This window comes from Haloarcula japonica DSM 6131 (assembly GCF_000336635.1).
Lineage (GTDB): Archaea > Halobacteriota > Halobacteria > Halobacteriales > Haloarculaceae > Haloarcula > Haloarcula japonica.
Genome location: NZ_AOLY01000039.1, coordinates 125,557 through 141,949, shown reverse-complemented (window position 1 = coordinate 141,949; position 16,393 = coordinate 125,557). Strand labels below are relative to the sequence as shown.

The 16,393-nt window shown below is 60.6% G+C and carries 19 protein-coding genes and 1 tRNA gene; 15 read left to right on the top strand and 5 right to left on the bottom strand.

From position 1 onward, the window contains the following. Positions 1–65: 65 nt before the first annotated feature. The 3 genes from ahbB to mptA all read left to right on the top strand — a co-directional run bounded on the left by ahbB (position 66) and on the right by mptA (position 2,801). Entirely contained in the window at positions 66–1,103 is a 1,038-nt protein-coding gene (gene ahbB / locus C444_RS15090) for a siroheme decarboxylase subunit beta (protein WP_004593855.1), read from the top strand. 72 nt (positions 1,104–1,175) lie between these two features. Next, the gene (locus tag C444_RS15085; protein WP_004593854.1) at positions 1,176–1,775 is read left to right on the top strand and encodes a response regulator; all 600 of its coding nucleotides are present in this window, start codon (positions 1,176–1,178) and stop codon (positions 1,773–1,775) included. 96 nt (positions 1,776–1,871) lie between these two features. Continuing rightward, positions 1,872–2,801, top strand: coding sequence for a GTP cyclohydrolase MptA (mptA, locus tag C444_RS15080; RefSeq protein ID WP_004593853.1), 930 nt, complete (start codon positions 1,872–1,874; stop codon positions 2,799–2,801). Positions 2,802–2,937: 136 nt separating this feature from the next. On the opposite strand, the gene C444_RS15075 is transcribed toward mptA, so the two are convergent. Further along, the gene (locus C444_RS15075) at positions 2,938–3,744 is read right to left on the bottom strand and encodes a TrmB family transcriptional regulator (RefSeq protein WP_004593852.1); all 807 of its coding nucleotides are present in this window, start codon (positions 3,742–3,744) and stop codon (positions 2,938–2,940) included. A 76-nt stretch (positions 3,745–3,820) separates the two neighbouring features. Continuing rightward, positions 3,821–5,434, bottom strand: coding sequence for a DUF255 domain-containing protein (locus C444_RS15070; RefSeq protein WP_004593851.1), 1,614 nt, complete (start codon positions 5,432–5,434; stop codon positions 3,821–3,823). An 81-nt stretch (positions 5,435–5,515) separates the two neighbouring features. Here C444_RS15070 and C444_RS15065 point away from each other — a divergent pair, with 81 nt between their 5' ends. The 5 genes from C444_RS15065 to C444_RS15045 all read left to right on the top strand — a co-directional run bounded on the left by C444_RS15065 (position 5,516) and on the right by C444_RS15045 (position 9,921). Continuing rightward, positions 5,516–6,892: a cytochrome P450 gene (locus C444_RS15065; RefSeq protein ID WP_004593850.1), complete on the top strand. Its 1,377-nt coding sequence runs from the start codon at positions 5,516–5,518 to the stop codon at positions 6,890–6,892. A 73-nt stretch (positions 6,893–6,965) separates the two neighbouring features. Further along, entirely contained in the window at positions 6,966–7,532 is a 567-nt protein-coding gene (locus C444_RS15060) for an FxsA family protein (protein WP_004593849.1), read from the top strand. Between the two features lie 81 nt (positions 7,533–7,613). Beyond that, positions 7,614–7,687 (top strand) — tRNA-Ile (locus tag C444_RS15055). A gap of 417 nt (positions 7,688–8,104) precedes the next feature. After that, positions 8,105–8,854, top strand: coding sequence for a class I SAM-dependent methyltransferase (locus tag C444_RS15050; RefSeq protein ID WP_004593848.1), 750 nt, complete (start codon positions 8,105–8,107; stop codon positions 8,852–8,854). A gap of 209 nt (positions 8,855–9,063) precedes the next feature. Beyond that, entirely contained in the window at positions 9,064–9,921 is an 858-nt protein-coding gene (locus C444_RS15045) for a hypothetical protein (protein ID WP_004593847.1), read from the top strand. 144 nt (positions 9,922–10,065) lie between these two features. Here the strand turns inward: C444_RS15045 and C444_RS15040 are convergent, their stop codons facing one another. Beyond that, positions 10,066–10,494: an arsenate-mycothiol transferase ArsC gene (locus C444_RS15040; RefSeq protein ID WP_004593846.1), complete on the bottom strand. Its 429-nt coding sequence runs from the start codon at positions 10,492–10,494 to the stop codon at positions 10,066–10,068. Positions 10,495–10,672: 178 nt separating this feature from the next. Between C444_RS15040 and C444_RS23265 the strand changes: the two genes are divergently transcribed. Both C444_RS23265 and C444_RS15035 read left to right on the top strand, forming a co-directional pair. Further along, complete coding sequence (locus C444_RS23265) at positions 10,673–10,834, top strand: DUF7560 family zinc ribbon protein (RefSeq protein ID WP_152420820.1); 162 nt, start codon at positions 10,673–10,675, stop codon at positions 10,832–10,834. A gap of 102 nt (positions 10,835–10,936) precedes the next feature. Further along, entirely contained in the window at positions 10,937–11,803 is an 867-nt protein-coding gene (locus C444_RS15035; RefSeq protein ID WP_004593845.1) for a DUF4013 domain-containing protein, read from the top strand. A 42-nt stretch (positions 11,804–11,845) separates the two neighbouring features. Here C444_RS15035 and nreA read toward each other — a convergent pair whose 3' ends face one another. After that, complete coding sequence (gene nreA / locus C444_RS15030) at positions 11,846–13,135, bottom strand: DNA repair protein NreA (RefSeq protein ID WP_004593844.1); 1,290 nt, start codon at positions 13,133–13,135, stop codon at positions 11,846–11,848. A gap of 100 nt (positions 13,136–13,235) precedes the next feature. On the opposite strand from nreA, the gene C444_RS15025 reads away from it, so the two are divergent. The 3 genes from C444_RS15025 to C444_RS15015 are packed head-to-tail and all read left to right on the top strand — an operon-like array spanning position 13,236 to position 14,822. Then, entirely contained in the window at positions 13,236–13,631 is a 396-nt protein-coding gene (locus tag C444_RS15025; protein WP_004593843.1) for a hypothetical protein, read from the top strand. 47 nt (positions 13,632–13,678) lie between these two features. Continuing rightward, positions 13,679–14,275, top strand: coding sequence for a ribonuclease HI (gene rnhA / locus C444_RS15020; RefSeq protein WP_004593842.1), 597 nt, complete (start codon positions 13,679–13,681; stop codon positions 14,273–14,275). Next, entirely contained in the window at positions 14,268–14,822 is a 555-nt protein-coding gene (locus C444_RS15015) for a DUF7108 family protein (protein ID WP_004593841.1), read from the top strand. The genes rnhA and C444_RS15015 overlap by 8 nt, the downstream gene beginning before the upstream one ends. A gap of 81 nt (positions 14,823–14,903) precedes the next feature. Here C444_RS15015 and C444_RS15010 read toward each other — a convergent pair whose 3' ends face one another. Then, a complete protein-coding gene (locus C444_RS15010) occupies positions 14,904–15,263 on the bottom strand; it encodes a PadR family transcriptional regulator (protein ID WP_004593840.1) in 360 nt (119 codons plus the stop codon). A gap of 297 nt (positions 15,264–15,560) precedes the next feature. Here C444_RS15010 and C444_RS15005 point away from each other — a divergent pair, with 297 nt between their 5' ends. Beyond that, positions 15,561–16,094 (top strand): inorganic diphosphatase, encoded by a 534-nt coding sequence (locus tag C444_RS15005; protein WP_004593839.1) that lies wholly within the window; start codon positions 15,561–15,563, stop codon positions 16,092–16,094. A gap of 129 nt (positions 16,095–16,223) precedes the next feature. Beyond that, entirely contained in the window at positions 16,224–16,349 is a 126-nt protein-coding gene (locus tag C444_RS22995; protein WP_004593838.1) for a hypothetical protein, read from the top strand. Positions 16,350–16,393 lie beyond the last annotated feature (44 nt).

The window sequence follows — 16,393 nt, the reverse complement described above, 5'->3', positions numbered from 1 at the left end:
CTCAATTTGCGGGAACTGGCTGGGGTCCCGAAAGGGATACACGACTACACTCCTAACGAGAATCAATGAGTCTCCAGTCGGGCGAATGGCGTGAGCGCATCGACGAGGTGGACGCTGCGCTCATCGACGAGTTCCAAAGTGACTTCCCGATTCAGGAACGTCCCTTCGAGGCTGTCGGTGAAACACTGGGAGTCCCGGCAGGGGAAGCACTTGACCGGGTCAAAACACTCCGTGACGACGGTATCTTCCGTCGGTTCGGCCCGGTCCTCAATCCGCCGGTCATCGGCTCTTCGACGCTAGCTGCTGTCAGTGCCCCGGAGGACCGGTTCGACGAGGTCGCAGAGATAATCAACGGGTACCGACAGGTGAACCACAACTACGCTCGCGACCACGAGTGGAACATGTGGTTCGTTGTCACCGCAGGCTCCCGACAGCGACGCGACGAGATCCTGGCCGAGATCGAGGAGCGAACCGACTGTTCGGTACTCGTCTTGCCGATGCTGACCGACTACTACATCGACTTGGAGTTCCCGGTCGTCAACGGGGACCGGTTCGCCCGGGAGAGTCTGGAGACGACCGACGCCACTGCGACCCGAATAAGCGAAGACGCCGCCGTGGACCTCTCGGAACTGGACCAGCGACTGCTGCTCGAAATCCAGACCGGCTTCCCGCTCGTCGCGACCCCCTACCGCGATGTGGCAGACGCTGTCGATGCCGATGTGTCCGACGTGCTCTCGGCCATCAAGCGACTCCAGCGAACCGGCTGTATCAAGCGCATCGGCTGTGTCGTGAATCACATCGTCACCGGATTCGACAACAACTGCATGGTCGTCTGGGACGTGCCGGACGACGCCCTCGACGAGCGTGGGCAGGCAGTCGGCGAACTCCCCTATGTCACGCTCTGCTACCATCGGCCACGCCGCCCGGAGCAGGACTGGCAGTACAATCTCTTTACCATGATTCACGGACGCGAAGCGGCCATCGTGGATCAAAAGATAGACGAACTCGCGACCGACCACCTCCCGTACGACCACGACCGACTGTACTCAACGGAGACGCTCAAACAGACTGGGGCACGATACGACGATATCGTCGGCCAGTAGCCTGGTCGATAAGGCAGTCTGATCTGGGACGGCCGGAATCCTTTTCCAATTCTGTTGTAAATATGCTAGCTAATGACAAAGGGTCGGCGAGCGACAATTCTCGTTGTCGACGACGAGCCAGCGGTGGCCGACGTGTACGCGGACCAATTGCAGGACCGGTACACAGTTGAGGCGGCATACAGCGGTGAGGCCGCCCTTTCGAAGCTGGATTCCACAGTCGACGTTGTCCTGTTAGACCGACGGATGCCGGACCTCTCCGGCGACGAGGTGCTGTCGGCGATCCGCGAGAAACGCTACGACACGCGCGTGGCGATGGTGACCGCAGTGGACCCCGATTTCGATATCATCGAGATGCCCTTCGATGATTACGTCCTCAAGCCGGTGTCGAAGGAGGACCTCTTCCAGACGATTGAACAGTTGCTTCGGTACGCCGATTACGAGGAACGCCTGCGTGAGTGCTACTCGCTCACGGCGAAATACGCTGCACTGGACTCGTCGAAACCACAGGCCGTCCTCGATGAGAGCGAGGAGTTCACTGAACTGCAGGCCGAACTCGCGGAGGTCCGGGCGGAGCTTGACGAAATCACTGATTCCTTCGACGCCACGGACTTCGAGTTGCTGTTCCGGGACTTCGAGACGGACGAACCACTGCCGGACAACACACAGCTCTGACCCGGTTCGGAGCGAGTCGTTTCTGCGGTGGCGATGCTCACGGTGACTTCCCACCCTTTCGAAAGCACTAACCGATTCTCTTCCATAGGAAAGGCAATGAGTCAGCAACTCCCGGACGTGCAGGCGTCGAGTCCGGACGTAACGGTCGGTCTCAATCGCGTCGGTGTGACGGGCGTCGAGAAACTCGTCAAACTGGGGCGTCGCGACCGCGACCCCATCGTACTCATGGCGGAGTTCGAAGTGTTCGTGGATCTGCCGTCCTGGCGAAAGGGGGCCGACATGTCCCGCAATATGGAGGTCATCGACGAGACCCTGGAAACCGCCGTGTCCGAGGAAGCATATCGGGTCGAGGACGTCTGTGGCGACGCCGCCGAACTTCTGCTGGAGAAACACGACTACACGACGAAGGCGGAGGTCCGGATGGAAGCGGAGTACGTTACACACGAATCCACGCCGGCGTCGGACATGGCGACACAGTCGACTGCCGACATCATCGCCTCGGCGACGGCGACCGAAGACGGGACGAGCGAGGAAATCGGTGCTCGTGTCACCGGGATGACCGTCTGCCCGTGCTCACAGGGGATGTCGGCTTCCCGCGCCCGCGAGACGCTTCAGCAGCTAAACGTCGAAGACGATGTCATCGAGGAATTCCTCGAAACCAACCCACAGGCCGGCCACTCACAGCGGGGCCACGCCACGCTCACTGTCCAGAGCGACGGTGCGCCCGAGGTCGACCTGAACGAACTCATCGAAGTCGCCCGCGATTCGATGAGCGCCCGTATCTACAATCTCGCGAAGCGGCCCGACGAGGACCACATGACCTACGAGGCTCATAAGGACGCCAAGTTCGTCGAGGACTGCGTTCGCGCCTTAGCCGAGGGCGTCGTCGACACGTTCCCGGATCTGCCCGACGATGCCGTCGTGACGATGAAACAGTCCAACGACGAGTCCATCCACCAGCACAACGCCCACGCCGAGCGCGTGGCGCAACTGGGTGATCTGCGGCAGGAAGTCAGCGAGGACTGAGCGCAGCGACCCGCGAAACCGGTAGCAGTTCTTGAGCGTAGCGAAGTGTTTTGCGCCTGAGTGGAGCGCGCGGCAACCCACGAACGTACGGATCCTGTTTGCGGCTCGATTTTCCCCGCCTGTTCGGGTGGTTCAACTACGGCGGGCCGACCGGTTTTGCTTCGGCCCAGTGTTCTTCGAACGCTTGGCTGATATCGGCGGTGAAATCGGAGTCTTTCATGTCGATAACGCCGAAGGTTTCCTCGCGGCCAAGCGGGTGCGGGACCTCGATACAGACTTCGACCCCATCGAGTAGCTCGAACGTGGTCCTGATGTTCGGGCTGGCACGGGCGCTGTAGTTGTCGTAGTGGAAGAGGCGCTCGTAGTACTCGCGGTTGGCCTCCTCGGGGAGGCTCTCGAACAGGTCCGGTCGGACGAGCAGGGACACTTCGACGCCCCGTTCCAGCGCCGCTTCGAGTTCGTCGACGATCCGCTCGGTGCCGGAGAGAATGTCGACCTGACGAGCGGGTGCTGAACCGACCATGATAATCTCGTCGTCGGCGGCGGCCAGCCGTTCGAGTAACAGGTCAAGCGAGTTGTCGGGGCCGACGGCAGCCGTCCAGAACGGTTCCTCAACGGGGTCTGCCGACTCTAGCTGTGAGGAGAGGTCGTCAACGATTTCCTCGTACTGACCGACCTTTTCCTGGAGTTCGCGCTTCTTGTCTTCGAGTAGGCGGTCCAGTGCTGTGTCCGGCTCAACCGCGACGTATTTCTTGGGCCGGCTGGCGGTCTGGCTGCGGACCAGATTGTACGTTTCGAGGCTGTTTAGCACATCGTAGATGCGGCCCATCGGGACATCGCTGGCACGCGACAGTTCCTTGGCCGTTGTCGGTCCCGTTTCCAGAAGTGACCGGTATGCTCTGGCTTCATATTCGGAGAGTCCGAGATCTCTGAGACTGGACATACCCATACATCATGGTACGTGTGCAAAAACTTGTCGGGGGTTTACCGTTTGTCCACGTTTGCTGCCGTTGTTCGTGTCAGCGCTCACCAGTTAGCGAGGCTTCGAGGTCGGCCGGTGTCGTCCCCTCGGCAACGATAGCATCCCCGTCGAGGAGTCGCGCCGTGCCGTCGCCGTCCGGCTCCGGGACAACGGTGGTCTCGTGATCGGCCAGCCGCAGCGCCGCGCGGTGGAGGTCCGTTCCGGCTTCGGTGCCGACCGTGAGCGTCTGGGGCTGCTGGAGACGGGCCGCGACGCCGGCGTAGCCGGCGACCTCGACGCCCATCCGTTCAGCCGCGCCGGCGAAGGACTCGACGGCGGAAAGTGCTGCGTTGCGGTATCGATCCTCGCCAGTGAGCGCCGCGAGGTCGACCAGCGCGTCGGCCAGTTCCACCGTCGCGTCGAGCGGGTGGAGCGAACGGCTACAGAGCCCTGCGCCGCTGGGGGGACCATCGCGGAACGCGCCGCCGTCCTGCTGGCGGTTCTCGATGGTCCAGTCGGCGATAGCTTCGGCTGGCCCCGGCTCACCGAGGACCTGCCAGCTCGTCGTCAGGCCCTGGAGGAGCTGGGCCTGGTCCAACAGCAGCCCGGTGTCGCTGTCCGCGCCGTCGTAGTGGGCGACCTCGCCGCCGTCGACGAGAGTATCACAGACGGCGTTCCGGGCGCGGCTGGCGTACTGCTGGGCGCGCTCGTCGTCGGTGTAGGCTGCGACCCACAGCAGGGCATCGATAGCGAGGCCGTTGCGGTCGGCGAACACCGTCTCGTCGACGTTCGGAGACACTGTGCCTTCGCGCTCGGTCGGTTCCAGCCGATAGTATTCGTCGGAACCAGCCTGGCTCGCGGCGAACGCGTCGCCGGCCCACAGCGTCGTCGTGAGGTAGTCGACGGTCCGCTGTGCGGCGTCCCGGTACGCTTCAGTCCCGGTGTACCGGTAGCCGTGAGCGAACGCCCGGACCAGGGCGGCGTTCTCGTCCAGTAGCTTCTCTCTCCGAGGGTTCCCCCAGCTGCGCTCCGTCGAGTACCGGAAGAAGCCGCCATCGTAGGTATCGAGCAAGTGTGTCCGAATCGCTTCAAGTGTCCTGGTAGCTTGATCCCGCGCACGGACGAGGGCGAACTCCACGGTCCGCGGAAGTGGGAACTTCACGTCGGTTCCCCAGCCGCCGAACTCCTCGTCGAACGCCCCGAGCAGTTGCTCGACCATGTGCTCCTCGATGCGCGGGCGGAGTTCGCCGGCAGGGGGCGATTCGTCCTGTAGCTGCCGGGGAATCGAGCCCGCCGCCGCGCCCTGTGCGTCCCACGACTCCCGAACGGAGTCCAGAATACCGCGGAACCCGTCCGGCCCGAGGAACGTCGCGCCGGTGATGACCTCGCCCTCTGGGGTGAGAAACACTGTCGACGGGAACCCGCCCATCGTGTACCGCTCCCGGACGCGCGGATTGCGGTCGGCGTCGACCCGGACCGGGACGAACCCGTCGTTGATGTTAGCCGCGATGCGCGGTTCACCGAACGTACCCCGGTCCATCGCCCGACATTCGGCGCTCCACGGAACCGTCAGCGCCAGCAGTACCGGCTTCCCCGACTCGGCGGCGTCCTCGAAGGGGGTTGTGCCCCATTCGCGCCACTCGACCTTGGTGTCGCGTGCGTATTCGTCCATACCGGGTGTGGGCGGTGGGCGTACAAAGGCCCTCTCACTCCCGGCGAAAGACCGATTGGCTGGGCGGCCCAAGCGTGAGCGATGGATACCCAGCAGGCGATTCGCGAAACGCCGGAACCGGTCACGCCGGGCGACCGGCCACCTCGTCTCGGCCGCGTCCCGTTCATCGATAACACCGCCGCGATGTTGCGTGACCCGCTCGGATTTTACGACCGCGCTGGTTCCCACGAGGCCGACGTGGTGGGGTACAGCGTCGCCGGGACGACGGGCTGTTTCGTCTGCCATCCCGATCTCGTCGAGCAGGTGCTTGTGACCGACGCCGAGACATACGAGAAGGGACGATTGCTTCAGGATACCCTCGGCCAGTTCATCGGCGAGGGGCTGTTCCTGCTGGAGGGCGAGGAGTGGCAGCGCCAGCGGACAGCGCTCCAGCCGGCGTTTTACCGGGAGCGCATCGCCGCTTATGGCGACACGATGACCGAGTTCGCTGATCGGACGGCGGCGGGGTGGGCCGACGGCCAGCGCATCGACGTTCTCCCGCATATGCAGTCGCTGACGCTGAATATTCTCGGCAAGACACTGTTGGACGTGGACATCGAGACCACCGCAGACGCGCTGGAACCGCTGCTCGACGCGTTGCGAAAGCGGCTGGACCCGCGGTCGCTGTCGGCGTATCTCCCGCTGTGGGTCCCGACGGCGACGAACCGCGCCGTCAACAGTTCGCTGGCCGACTTCCAGTCCACGCTCAACGAGGTTATCGCCGCCCGCCAGCGTGAGGACGAGCACGCTCGTAAGGCCCGCGACGATGTGCTTTCCCTGCTACTCTCCCTTGACGACGAGACGATGGACCGCGAGCGACTGGGCCACCAGCTCCTGACGTTTCTCGTCGCCGGCCACGACACGACGGCGCTGACGCTCACCTATGCCTGGTTCCTGCTGGCGAACAACCCCGGGTGCCAGGCGCGCCTCCATGACGAACTTGACGCGACGCTGGGGAACAGCCAGCCGACGCCCGAGGACCTGTTCGAACTGCCGTATCTCGACGCCGTGCTGAACGAGGTGCTACGGCTGTACCCACCCGCGTTCACGGTGTTTCGACAACCGACAGAGTCGGTGACTCTCGGCGGATATGAGCTCTCAACGGACGCCCAGCTCACCCTCCCCCAGTGGCTTGTCCACCGGGATGAACGGTGGTACGACGCGCCCGACGCCTTCCGCCCTGAGCGGTGGGGCGATGACCTCGAAACGTCGCTCCCTGACTACGCCTACTACCCCTTCGGCGGCGGCCCGCGCCACTGTATCGGCATGCGGTTTGCTCGAATGGAGGCCAAACTCGCCCTTGCGACCATCGCCCAACAGTACGCCGTCGAAGCGGTTACCGAACTGCCGCTCTCACTGGCGATGCAGATTACGCTGAGTCCCACAGAACCGGTCGAAGTCCGACTGCGGGAACGCTGACCCGCTACCTCGGTGGCCGACAGCCCGGTCCCGCTCTCGAAAGGCGTTTGGGGGCGGGCCTGCAAGCAGTTGTATGCTCCGGGCCATCGGGCTATTGCTGCTCATCCCGCTGTTCGACATCGTGTTGCTGGTGGCACTTGCAACAGGAGTGCTATTTCCTGTTCCGCCGCTTGTTCTCATCGCCCTCGTCGTCCTGACGGCACTGGTCGGCATGCTGCTGGTCCGCGCCGAAGGCCGTGCGACGCTTCGGAAGATCCAACAGCGGCTCGCAGTCGGGGAACTCCCGACCGACGAACTCATCGACGGCGGCCTCCTCATTGCCGCCGGCGCGTTCTTCCTGACCCCCGGCCTAGTGACGGACTTCGTCGGCCTTCTGCTTGCGGTACCATTCACCCGGTACCCCGTCCGCGCCGCCACACGCCGCTGGGTCGTCCAGCCGTACGTCGACGCCAAGACCGGTGGATTCGCCAGCGGCCAGGTGTACATCGGGGGCTTCCCTGATGACGAGAACGGCCCGGCTGGCCCCGGTCCGACTGGCCCGGATGGCGGCCCCGATTCGAGTGGTGGCTCCGGCTCTAGTACCTCCTTCGACCCCACCGAAGCAACCGATGTCGACTTCGAAGACAACGACGAAAACTGAAGCCCTGACGCGGTTTCACATCCCCAACCGGCCTCGAAACGTTACCCTTTTCAATACCCCTCGGGTACAACTGAATGCGTCGGGCCAATAGCTCAATCAGGTTGAGCGCTCGGCTGATAACCGGGAGGTTCGCGGTTCAAATCCGCGTTGGCCCATACCGAGTTCTTCCCGTTCCTTGCTTTACCAGAACCGGAGCTACAGCGCTGTAGCTCAACGATTTCGTCGGAATTGAAAGATGCTGTTGAAGGAACTTACTGTCAACTCGTAAGGAAACCTTGCGGACCCTGCCGCCGTCTGGCGTTTACTACGGCTCAGGCTGTTGTCTCAAGGTAGTTTCGGTGACCAACTCGGAGTACCGAGAGACGGGCGTCAACAAAGCGGGCGACGTGAACCTCATACTCTACTAGACGGTAAACCGGCGTCTGGTCTTGATCAGAAGTAATGACGAAAGGAATCGATCAGACAACCACACACAATATTGAACAGTTGCGGGTGCATTCGGCGGTATTTAAAGAGATACCACATGACACACCACCGATAATATCATGGGGCCATACTACAGTGGCGAAAGTATGGACCTCGCAAAAGACTTTTTCGACGAGTGGGCGAGCTTTTACGATGCTAATTACGAGGATCAGGAAATCGGTGATGTCGAGTTCTACGTTGATCTGGCCGCAGAGACTGATGGTCCGGTTCTGGAAGTCGGCTGCGGAACAGGCCGCATCTATCTTGAACTCCTCCGGGCCGGTGTAGATGCGGACGGTATCGATATCTCTGCGGAGATGCTCGATGTTCTGGAACAGAAAGCCGACGAAGCTGGCCTCACGCCCTCTGTCAGGCAGGCTGATATGACCGACTTTGTGACTTCCCGGGAGTATGACCTCATCATCGTCCCGTTCCGAACTTTCCTCCATAACGTCACAGTAGCGGAACAGAAGGCGGCTCTCCGACAATTCCGCGAGACTCTCGCGCCGGATGGACGACTTGCCCTGAACTTCTTCGTCCCGAGTTTCGATATGATCTCCCAATCCTATGGTGAGCCGCAGACGCGGTCTGTGACATATCAGGGCGAGGAATACATTGTCACCAACATATCCCGGCTTGTCGACGAAGTTGCGCAGACCGTCGAAACGGAGCGAACGATTGAATACGACGGAGATGTGGTTCGACAGGCAACGTTTCAACTGGCTCTCCTTTCGAAATCAGAGTTTGAGCTCCTTCTGGAGACAACCGGATGGAGTGACTGGACTGGCTATGGTGGCTTTGACAGGCAACCGCTGAAAGACGGGGCAGAAGAGATGGTCTGGGTTGCGGAGAAATAGGCCCCTTGTCACTCGATACCGTTTCGGCGAACCCTCCACACCGAATTCCATCATATCCCCATATTTCACGCGGGGAACGACCATTAGCAGAAATCAGTCGAAATCCTGCCAGTCAGTGTGCACGCTGACTCTGTTCATAGCGATCACCGAGGACGACAGAACAAGCTTGGCCCAGAAGACTTTCCTTCCGGTTGCCTGTCAGTAGCTGTATGCGACGACGCCAGTTCCTTGCAAGTGGAACAGCCCTCCTCTCGGTCGCTGTCGCGGGCTGTGGTCATCCCTCCGTCGTGCTGGACATGGACGACGCGACAGCGGCCGACATCGCCGACGAAGTTTCGATGTCGCCCGGTCCCGAGTCAACGGAGTACACGGTCGTCTCGGAGGCCATCGAAAACGGCTCTACGACGCGCCGGGGGCGATACGAGCTGTTCGACCAGACCGATACCGTCCGTATCGAGGATGCCTTCTACGAAGTTTCGGAGACGGCACTCGAGAGTAGCGACGTGACGGTGTACGAGGTGCGAATCGATTTCGATCCGGCTGATTCGACAGCTGAGATCGGTGCAATCGACTACGAGGAGCTACCGGCGGTGGATCGTCAGCGCCTTGACCCGATTATTTCGGACGACAACCCGCCCAGCGGGGACGGATACGATGTTGGTGTCGGGTACGGAACTGCCGAGGAAGTGGGCGATGGGTCGGTGTTCGTTCCGGAGCGCCAGTACGATATTATCACCTACGACGGCAACCGCTATCGAGTTACGGTCAGTACACGAACGACAGCAGAGACCGAATACCGATACGAGGCGACGGAAATCGCGTCGGGTGTTGACTCGTTTGCTGACCAGATTCGAGACCAGTACTTGTTCACCCTCTCAGGCCTTTCCGAAGCCGAACGTGAAGTCGTTGAAGAAGCAATTGATGGCGGGTACTTCGAGGACAACGAGGCCTTCCAGTCCGTTACTGACCGTATCCGGGAGCACGAGGGAATCGAGGTCACAGATAGCTACGGGACGTGGCTCCTGAGCTACGAACAGGTCGAGTATCTCACGTACGTCGAGTGGTAGTCAGCTGTCAAGGGTGAGGCTATTCGGCCGATGCGTCGGACCGTTCTGGGGTCACCGTCTGCAACAGGTATCGGTTATAGTAGCCACTGAAATACAATGTACACCTGATCGCACGAGAGCAGTGCGCTCAGTGCGTAAACCGTTTCAATTGGTACCACCGTCGGTGAATTCGTCGAACAGGTCGGTGACACGCTTCTCGATCTCATCTCGGATTTCCCGGACCCGCTCGATTGGCTGTCCGTGTGGGTCCTCTAGCGCCCAGTCGCGCACTGTGACATCGGTGTCGAGTTCGAGCGTCGAACACCCCATTGTCGCAACGACAGTACACTCGTTGAGTTCATCGTCCGAAACCGCTTGTGGGGCCCGGTCAGAGAGGTCGATGCCGAGTTCATCCATCGCATCGACGACCTCCGGATGCACTTCGTCCGCGGGATCTGTGCCGCCCGTCAGGATTTCGACCGCATCTTCGAGTCCGCGACGGGTACGCTCCCGCTCGGCAAACGCTGCGGACATCTGGCTCCGGCCCGCGTTCTGGACGCAGACGAACCCGAACTTCAGCGGCGTCTCAGTCATCGTGTAATCGTACCGAGGGAGGGGAATAACCTTTCCTAAGACCGCTATTGTGGGCTATATATCCAAGACCCCAATCGTACGGCAGTAGCGGTTGGCGAGCGGAATACTTCTACGTACGTATAATCCCTCCACATTGAGGGGGCAGTTCCTTCGGCTATCCAAGTCCGTGCCTGAGTACATGCCGGAGTACCGCTTCACGTGCCCGAACTGTGATGCGTGTGCAACGGTCGACGGTGGCGTCCGGGAGCGCCTGTTGGTTGTAGGATGCCCGGTGTGTGCCGGAGGAGTCGATACCCCTGCGTTTGTCGAGATCTCGCCACACGGTACCGATCGAACCTGAGCCACGCCGTTGCCCGTACTGAACTGGTCCGAGAACTGTGATGTCTGGCTCGTTTTCAATTATTACACAACTTATTTGAACCTATCTTAAGACTGACTGAACATGATAGAGGACGCACTTCGCTATCAGACACAGGGCGATGACTGGACCAAACGCGTCGCACTCGGTGGGGTTGTACTGTTTTTCGGCTTTTTGCTCGTTCCATTGTTTACGTTCCAGGGATATATGCTCGAAGTAATGCGTCGGGTCCTCAGGGGTGAGACTGACACGCCGCCAGCTTGGGACGAACTGGATCTGGTCGATATAACCGTTGATGGAGTCCGACATACAGTCGTCGTTATGGGGTACGGTCTGCTGCTCACTCTCGCGCTTGCTATTCCAGTCCTGCTGGTGATCGGCGGTGGACTCGGTGGCTCGGAGGGATTGCTGCTCGTCGGTTTTCTCGTCGCTGCTTTGCTCTACTTTATCGGCGTTCTTGCAATGGCAGTGATACTGCCCGTTGCAACGGGGAACTTCGTCCGGGCTGACAGTATCGCTGCGGGCTTTGACCGTGATGTTCTCACGTCTGTCGGGACAAGTCGAACAATGCTAATGGCTGTGGTGATGGCGTTTGCGGTCAACATCCTCGTCTCCGTTGGAGCGACCGTCCTGGGATTCACGATTGTCGGCTATCTCGTGGTTCCGTTCCTCGCGTTCGTCGGCCAGTCAGCGATCATGTACATCTGGGGGCGTGGTTTCGCAGACGCATACGAGGAGGAGTACGGCGAACCGCCGCTCGCACCTACCACTTCGACCGGCGGGACACACGGGTCCGGCCCATCCGCGGCAGGGACCGCCTCGGGTATGAACGATCCGGTGGATGATAGTTACGCCGACGATTCGGGCCGGAACGACGACACCGATGATAGCGGATTCGGCACTTCAGCATGGGACGACGCCGGTGACGGCGACAGCGGGCGACGCCGATAACGGTTGCTGGATATATGTCGTTTACCGCAACGTGAAGCGGTGTTAGAAATCGCTTAACTGCGACTGGAGCCCGGCGACGAGTTCGGACTTGCGCCGTAATTGCCCGAGAGTGACGGGGAGCTGGTCGGCGATGGCCGTCAGCGTTTCCCGGAAGGACTGGGCGGTCCCGGGTTCGCCGTCGAATGCATTGCGGACGCCCTCGCGAACCTGCCAGACACCGACCGGTGCCCAGTAGTCGTCAGTGATTTCCCGTAGCACCAGACACTTCGCCTGTTTGTCGCGCTCCTGTAGGTGTTCGAGGACGCCGAGCCGTGCCGCGTAGTACGCTCCCGCAGTCTCCTCGACGTAGGCGGTCCGTCCCTCGTAGCCCTCGTGAGCGCTGGACATGTAGTAGCCCGTCTCGGGGCGTGGGTTCCAGACGCTCTGGGGGGCCTTCATCTCGACGAGTTCGAACTCCCAGCGACCGGGTGCGAGCACGACCCAGTAGCGGTTCCCCATGTACTCGTTGTACCACAGCTCAGGCTTGTCGATGGTGTCAGCGTTACGTAGCGTACCACGGACGTACTGCCCGACCGTGTCGTCGACGGCGGTAATCGACCATCGCGTCGGCACCAGCGAACGCTCGCTGGCCTGCCCGAGAGCGCCTGCCGAGAGAATGGTGTTGATGTCGTATACGTCGAATCCACGGCGGTACAGGTACGCCATTGCTCCCTCCGCGCGCCAGTCGTCGTCCGACAGCGTCTTTTCGACGGGTCGGGGCACGTGGGGGTTCTCTGCCAGGTCGGCACCGGTCGCGTGGGCCCGCGGCCCCGTCGGCGTCCCAACGTCGTCGAAGCTCACATCCATCTCGGGGGTACCGTCGAGACCGACCTCGACGTCGACGGGATGGTCCGCGATGGCGACTTCACGCTGGACGCCGACAAAGCCGTTCCAGACGTCGTGGACCCCGCCACCGCCGCGTCCACCACCGGAGCTGACGGCGCTAACTGGTGTCGTCTGTGTGGAGTTTACCATGCCAGTCCGACGCTGGAGCACGTCCTCGATACCCAGTCCCTCCTGATACCAGTCGCCGCTGGTCGCGAACCCGGCAGCGGCGGCGTCGGTGTCGACCGGGGAGAGCAGGCCCGTCGAGACGTTGGGATACCCCGACCGGCCGACGAAGATTTCCGGGGCTGTCGATCCGAACAGTGAATCCCCTTGCACTGCGGCCTCGAACTGCCGCTCGACGTCTTCGAGGTGGTCCGTGATGGCGTAGGATTTCTCCGCCGCGAGGCGTCGCCGCTGTGCGGCTTCGTCCTCCTCGAACCCCTCGATGAACTCGTCGAGTTGCATCTGTCACGCCTTCGGCCCTCCCCGATAAGAACCTTTCCAGCGGTCCGTGGGAGAGCAACTCTTACAGGGTTGGATTGAGTAACAACAGGTGATATAAATCATGGTGAATACAACGAAATGGTTCCTGCTCGGCGCAACGCTGGTCAGCATGGTTGTCATATTCGTCTCGGCGATCATTCCGGTCGCGTACCAGCAGGCACTTGTCAACCTTCTCGTTGGGGAACTCGCAGCCCTCACGCTCGCCCACTCTACGTACCGCGTTTCGTCGGGCAAGCAGGTCAGCCCCGTTGCAGCGGTGGTCGCAATCCTGTCCGGTATTATTCTGTTTCTCTCACCCATCTTCATCGAGCCTGTCGATCCGATCCTCTCAATAATGTTTGCCGCCGGAACCGTTGTCACCATTGGCGGGCTGGTCGGCGTTTTAGGTCGGTTCCTTGGTGGTGAAGAGGGTCGACAGACCGGTGCCGAGCGAATCAGCAGCAGAGCCGGGAACTGATAGGCCGACCACAACGTCTATACCGACGGGTCAGCCACCCTCGGACAATGCCGGTCATCGAATGTGACGAGACGACGGCCCGCGAGCGTCTAGCGGACGCGGGACTCGACATCGAAGCAGGAAACACCGATCACGAACGCTGGCGCGCCGAACACGGCGGCGCGACGGCGGTCGCCTACGACGGGAAAATCGTCGTACAGGGCGAGGAGACTGCACAGCTTGAGGCCCTGTTACGCGACAATGACGGCGGGCGCGTCCATGCGTATTTTGACGGTGCATCACGTGGCAATCCGGGGCCGGCCTCAGTCGGCTACGTACTGGTCGACGACAGCGGAATCGTCACGGAGGGCGGGGAGACGATCGGCACGGCCACGAACAACCAGGCGGAATACAAAGCACTCATCCGTGCGGTCGAAGTCGCACGCGATTACGGGTTCGACGACGTCCATATCCGGGGTGACTCAGAGCTTATCGTCAAGCAGGTCCGTGGTGAATGGGATACGAACGACCCGGAACTGCGCGAAAACCGCGTCCGCGTGCGTGAACTGCTGACCGACTTTGACGATTGGCAGATCGAGCACGTTCCGCGGGAAATAAACGACCGTGCGGACGAACTAGCGAACGACGCACTCGACGATGACTGACCTGCCGACAGACGTGACCGAACGGGCCGAACGGCTGACCAGACTCGCTCGCGAGGCAGTCGACGATGCCGAGGCCGACGCCTACAGGACCGAACGCGACGAAATCCTCGCCGAGTACGACTACACCGCTCGCATCAGGAACGACGAAACGGGTGACGTGCTTGTCTGCCATCCCGTCGAATGGGTCGATGACGGCGTCATCCGTCCGGAGCGGGTCGACGATATCGACCGTGGCGTCGAGATACGGCTTTCGGGTCCCGGTGACCCGGACGAGTGGGAAGAGATCGACGCTGCAAACCGAGCCGTCGTCGAAGCTGTAACCGAAACACACGGTGAGACACACGGCGCCAACGCGGCGTTGCTCGCCGACTTCATGGGCAATCACTACGCGAAACCAATCGCCGAGGCGACGCCGGACGAAATTCAGGAGTTTCGGGACGACTACGTCCGACGGAACGCGTGGCCAACTGCGGAACAACAGTCGGTCCTCGACCAGTCGATCCGTCTCACTGTGGAAGAAGCCGGTGGCCGCGTTCCCGACGCGTAACTGGGTATATCCGTCGGTAGTCAGCGTTTGTTTCGCGTTAAGAATTGATTAACAGTAGTTCGCAGGTGCCCAGGTGCGAGTCTACTGCTGTGCCGCGATCAGATCACGGAGTTCGTCGGCTCGACCGTCATCGGAGATGAACTTCCCGAACACCCATCCGAGCTGGTCGAGGACTGCGTCCTTGCCCGACTCTGTCAGGGAGTACTGGTTCGTTCGCTTGTCGAGTTCGCTCTTTTCGACGAGCCCCATCTCGACGAGGTCGTCGAGGTTCGGGTACAGGCGACCGTGGTTGACTTCGTCGTTGTAGTATTCTTCCAGTTCGCGCTTGATAGCGAGACCATACCGCGGCTCTTCAGCGAGTATTACCAGGATATTCTGCTGAAAAGCGGTAAGTTCTTTTGCGATGCCCGGACTGTCAGTAACTGTTTGTGCCTCTGACATAGTTGGGTAAATGTCAGCAAGCTATTTAACACTTGTTAACTCTGGCGCACAACGCCTGCTGTGGGGCATTAACCCCCACACAACTAGCAGATGCAATCGTATCGAGAATGTTATATTACACGGATTCAGTTGAATTGAGTTTCCGATTAATCTGCTTTCAGATTGTCGTTTACAGGTAGTAAGTGTAATCTAAGAATATATCTATAGTTAGATATTATTGGGTTATATAGCGCATAATACCGAATAGCTGCGGCTATTACGAAAGGACTTTTTGACGGCGTCGCGCAGTCGCCGGTGATGACGAACCTCTGGGAAGACCTGGAAACTGGACCGAACCCGCCCGAAGAGATCTACGCTGTCGTCGAATGCCTGAAAGGCGAGCGTAACAAGTACGAATACGAGAAAGACATCCCCGGTGTCGTCCTCGACCGTGTTCTCCACTCGAACGTTCACTACCCGTCCGACTACGGTTTCATCCCGCAGTCGTACTACGACGACGAGGACCCGTTCGACGTGCTAGTCCTCGTCGAAGATCAGACGTTCCCCGGCTGTGTCATTGAGGCCCGCCCCGTCGCCCTGATGAAGATGGATGACGACGGCGAGCAAGACGATAAGGTCATCGCAGTTCCGATCGAGGACCCGCGCTACGACCACATCGAGGACCTCGACGACATCCCGCAGCAGACCCTCGATGAGATCGACGAGTTCTTCTCGACCTACAAGAACCTCGAAGAGGGCAAAGAAGTCGAAACGCTGGGCTGGGAGGACAAAGAAGCTGCAAAGGACGCTATCGTCCACGCTCAGGAACTGTACGACGAAGAGTTCAACTGACGCTTCCGGGACCACTTTTGCGGTTTCGTTTCACCGCCGTCGTATTTCCAGAAGTAATACCGGCAGGTGTCTCCGATTATGTATGAGCATGGGTAATTTTTTGCCCGTGTACCCACTATCGATACGTGTATGGCTACTGATGACACTGACGCGGCGCTGGACCACACGACTGTCGTTCCGCGAGTCGAGCGGCGGTCGACACCCGGAATCGCGCATCTGACTGTGGTTCCGGAGAACGCGGACCAGTCGTCCTGAGCGTGGGCTGTAACGATGATATTGCCGCTTTCGGTGACGCGGCT

What these genes read in the sequence shown, in the direction of transcription:
- C444_RS15065 (WP_004593850.1), top strand. Translation starts at nt 5,516, where the DNA reads ATGGATACCCAGCAGGCGATTCGCGAAACGCCGGAACCGGTCACGCCG.
- rnhA (WP_004593842.1), top strand. Translation starts at nt 13,679, where the DNA reads ATGCCGGTCATCGAATGTGACGAGACGACGGCCCGCGAGCGTCTAGCG.
- mptA (WP_004593853.1), top strand. Translation starts at nt 1,872, where the DNA reads ATGAGTCAGCAACTCCCGGACGTGCAGGCGTCGAGTCCGGACGTAACG.
- C444_RS15085 (WP_004593854.1), top strand. Translation starts at nt 1,176, where the DNA reads ATGACAAAGGGTCGGCGAGCGACAATTCTCGTTGTCGACGACGAGCCA.
- C444_RS15045 (WP_004593847.1), top strand. Translation starts at nt 9,064, where the DNA reads ATGCGACGACGCCAGTTCCTTGCAAGTGGAACAGCCCTCCTCTCGGTC.
- C444_RS15050 (WP_004593848.1), top strand. Translation starts at nt 8,105, where the DNA reads ATGGACCTCGCAAAAGACTTTTTCGACGAGTGGGCGAGCTTTTACGAT.
- C444_RS22995 (WP_004593838.1), top strand. Translation starts at nt 16,224, where the DNA reads ATGGCTACTGATGACACTGACGCGGCGCTGGACCACACGACTGTCGTT.
- C444_RS15060 (WP_004593849.1), top strand. Translation starts at nt 6,966, where the DNA reads ATGCTCCGGGCCATCGGGCTATTGCTGCTCATCCCGCTGTTCGACATC.
- ahbB (WP_004593855.1), top strand. Translation starts at nt 66, where the DNA reads ATGAGTCTCCAGTCGGGCGAATGGCGTGAGCGCATCGACGAGGTGGAC.
- C444_RS23265 (WP_152420820.1), top strand. Translation starts at nt 10,673, where the DNA reads ATGCCGGAGTACCGCTTCACGTGCCCGAACTGTGATGCGTGTGCAACG.
- C444_RS15005 (WP_004593839.1), top strand. Translation starts at nt 15,561, where the DNA reads ATGACGAACCTCTGGGAAGACCTGGAAACTGGACCGAACCCGCCCGAA.
- C444_RS15040 (WP_004593846.1), bottom strand. Translation starts at nt 10,494, where the DNA reads ATGACTGAGACGCCGCTGAAGTTCGGGTTCGTCTGCGTCCAGAACGCG.
- C444_RS15015 (WP_004593841.1), top strand. Translation starts at nt 14,268, where the DNA reads ATGACTGACCTGCCGACAGACGTGACCGAACGGGCCGAACGGCTGACC.
- C444_RS15070 (WP_004593851.1), bottom strand. Translation starts at nt 5,434, where the DNA reads ATGGACGAATACGCACGCGACACCAAGGTCGAGTGGCGCGAATGGGGC.
- C444_RS15035 (WP_004593845.1), top strand. Translation starts at nt 10,937, where the DNA reads ATGATAGAGGACGCACTTCGCTATCAGACACAGGGCGATGACTGGACC.
- C444_RS15010 (WP_004593840.1), bottom strand. Translation starts at nt 15,263, where the DNA reads ATGTCAGAGGCACAAACAGTTACTGACAGTCCGGGCATCGCAAAAGAA.
- nreA (WP_004593844.1), bottom strand. Translation starts at nt 13,135, where the DNA reads ATGCAACTCGACGAGTTCATCGAGGGGTTCGAGGAGGACGAAGCCGCA.
- C444_RS15075 (WP_004593852.1), bottom strand. Translation starts at nt 3,744, where the DNA reads ATGTCCAGTCTCAGAGATCTCGGACTCTCCGAATATGAAGCCAGAGCA.
- C444_RS15025 (WP_004593843.1), top strand. Translation starts at nt 13,236, where the DNA reads ATGGTGAATACAACGAAATGGTTCCTGCTCGGCGCAACGCTGGTCAGC.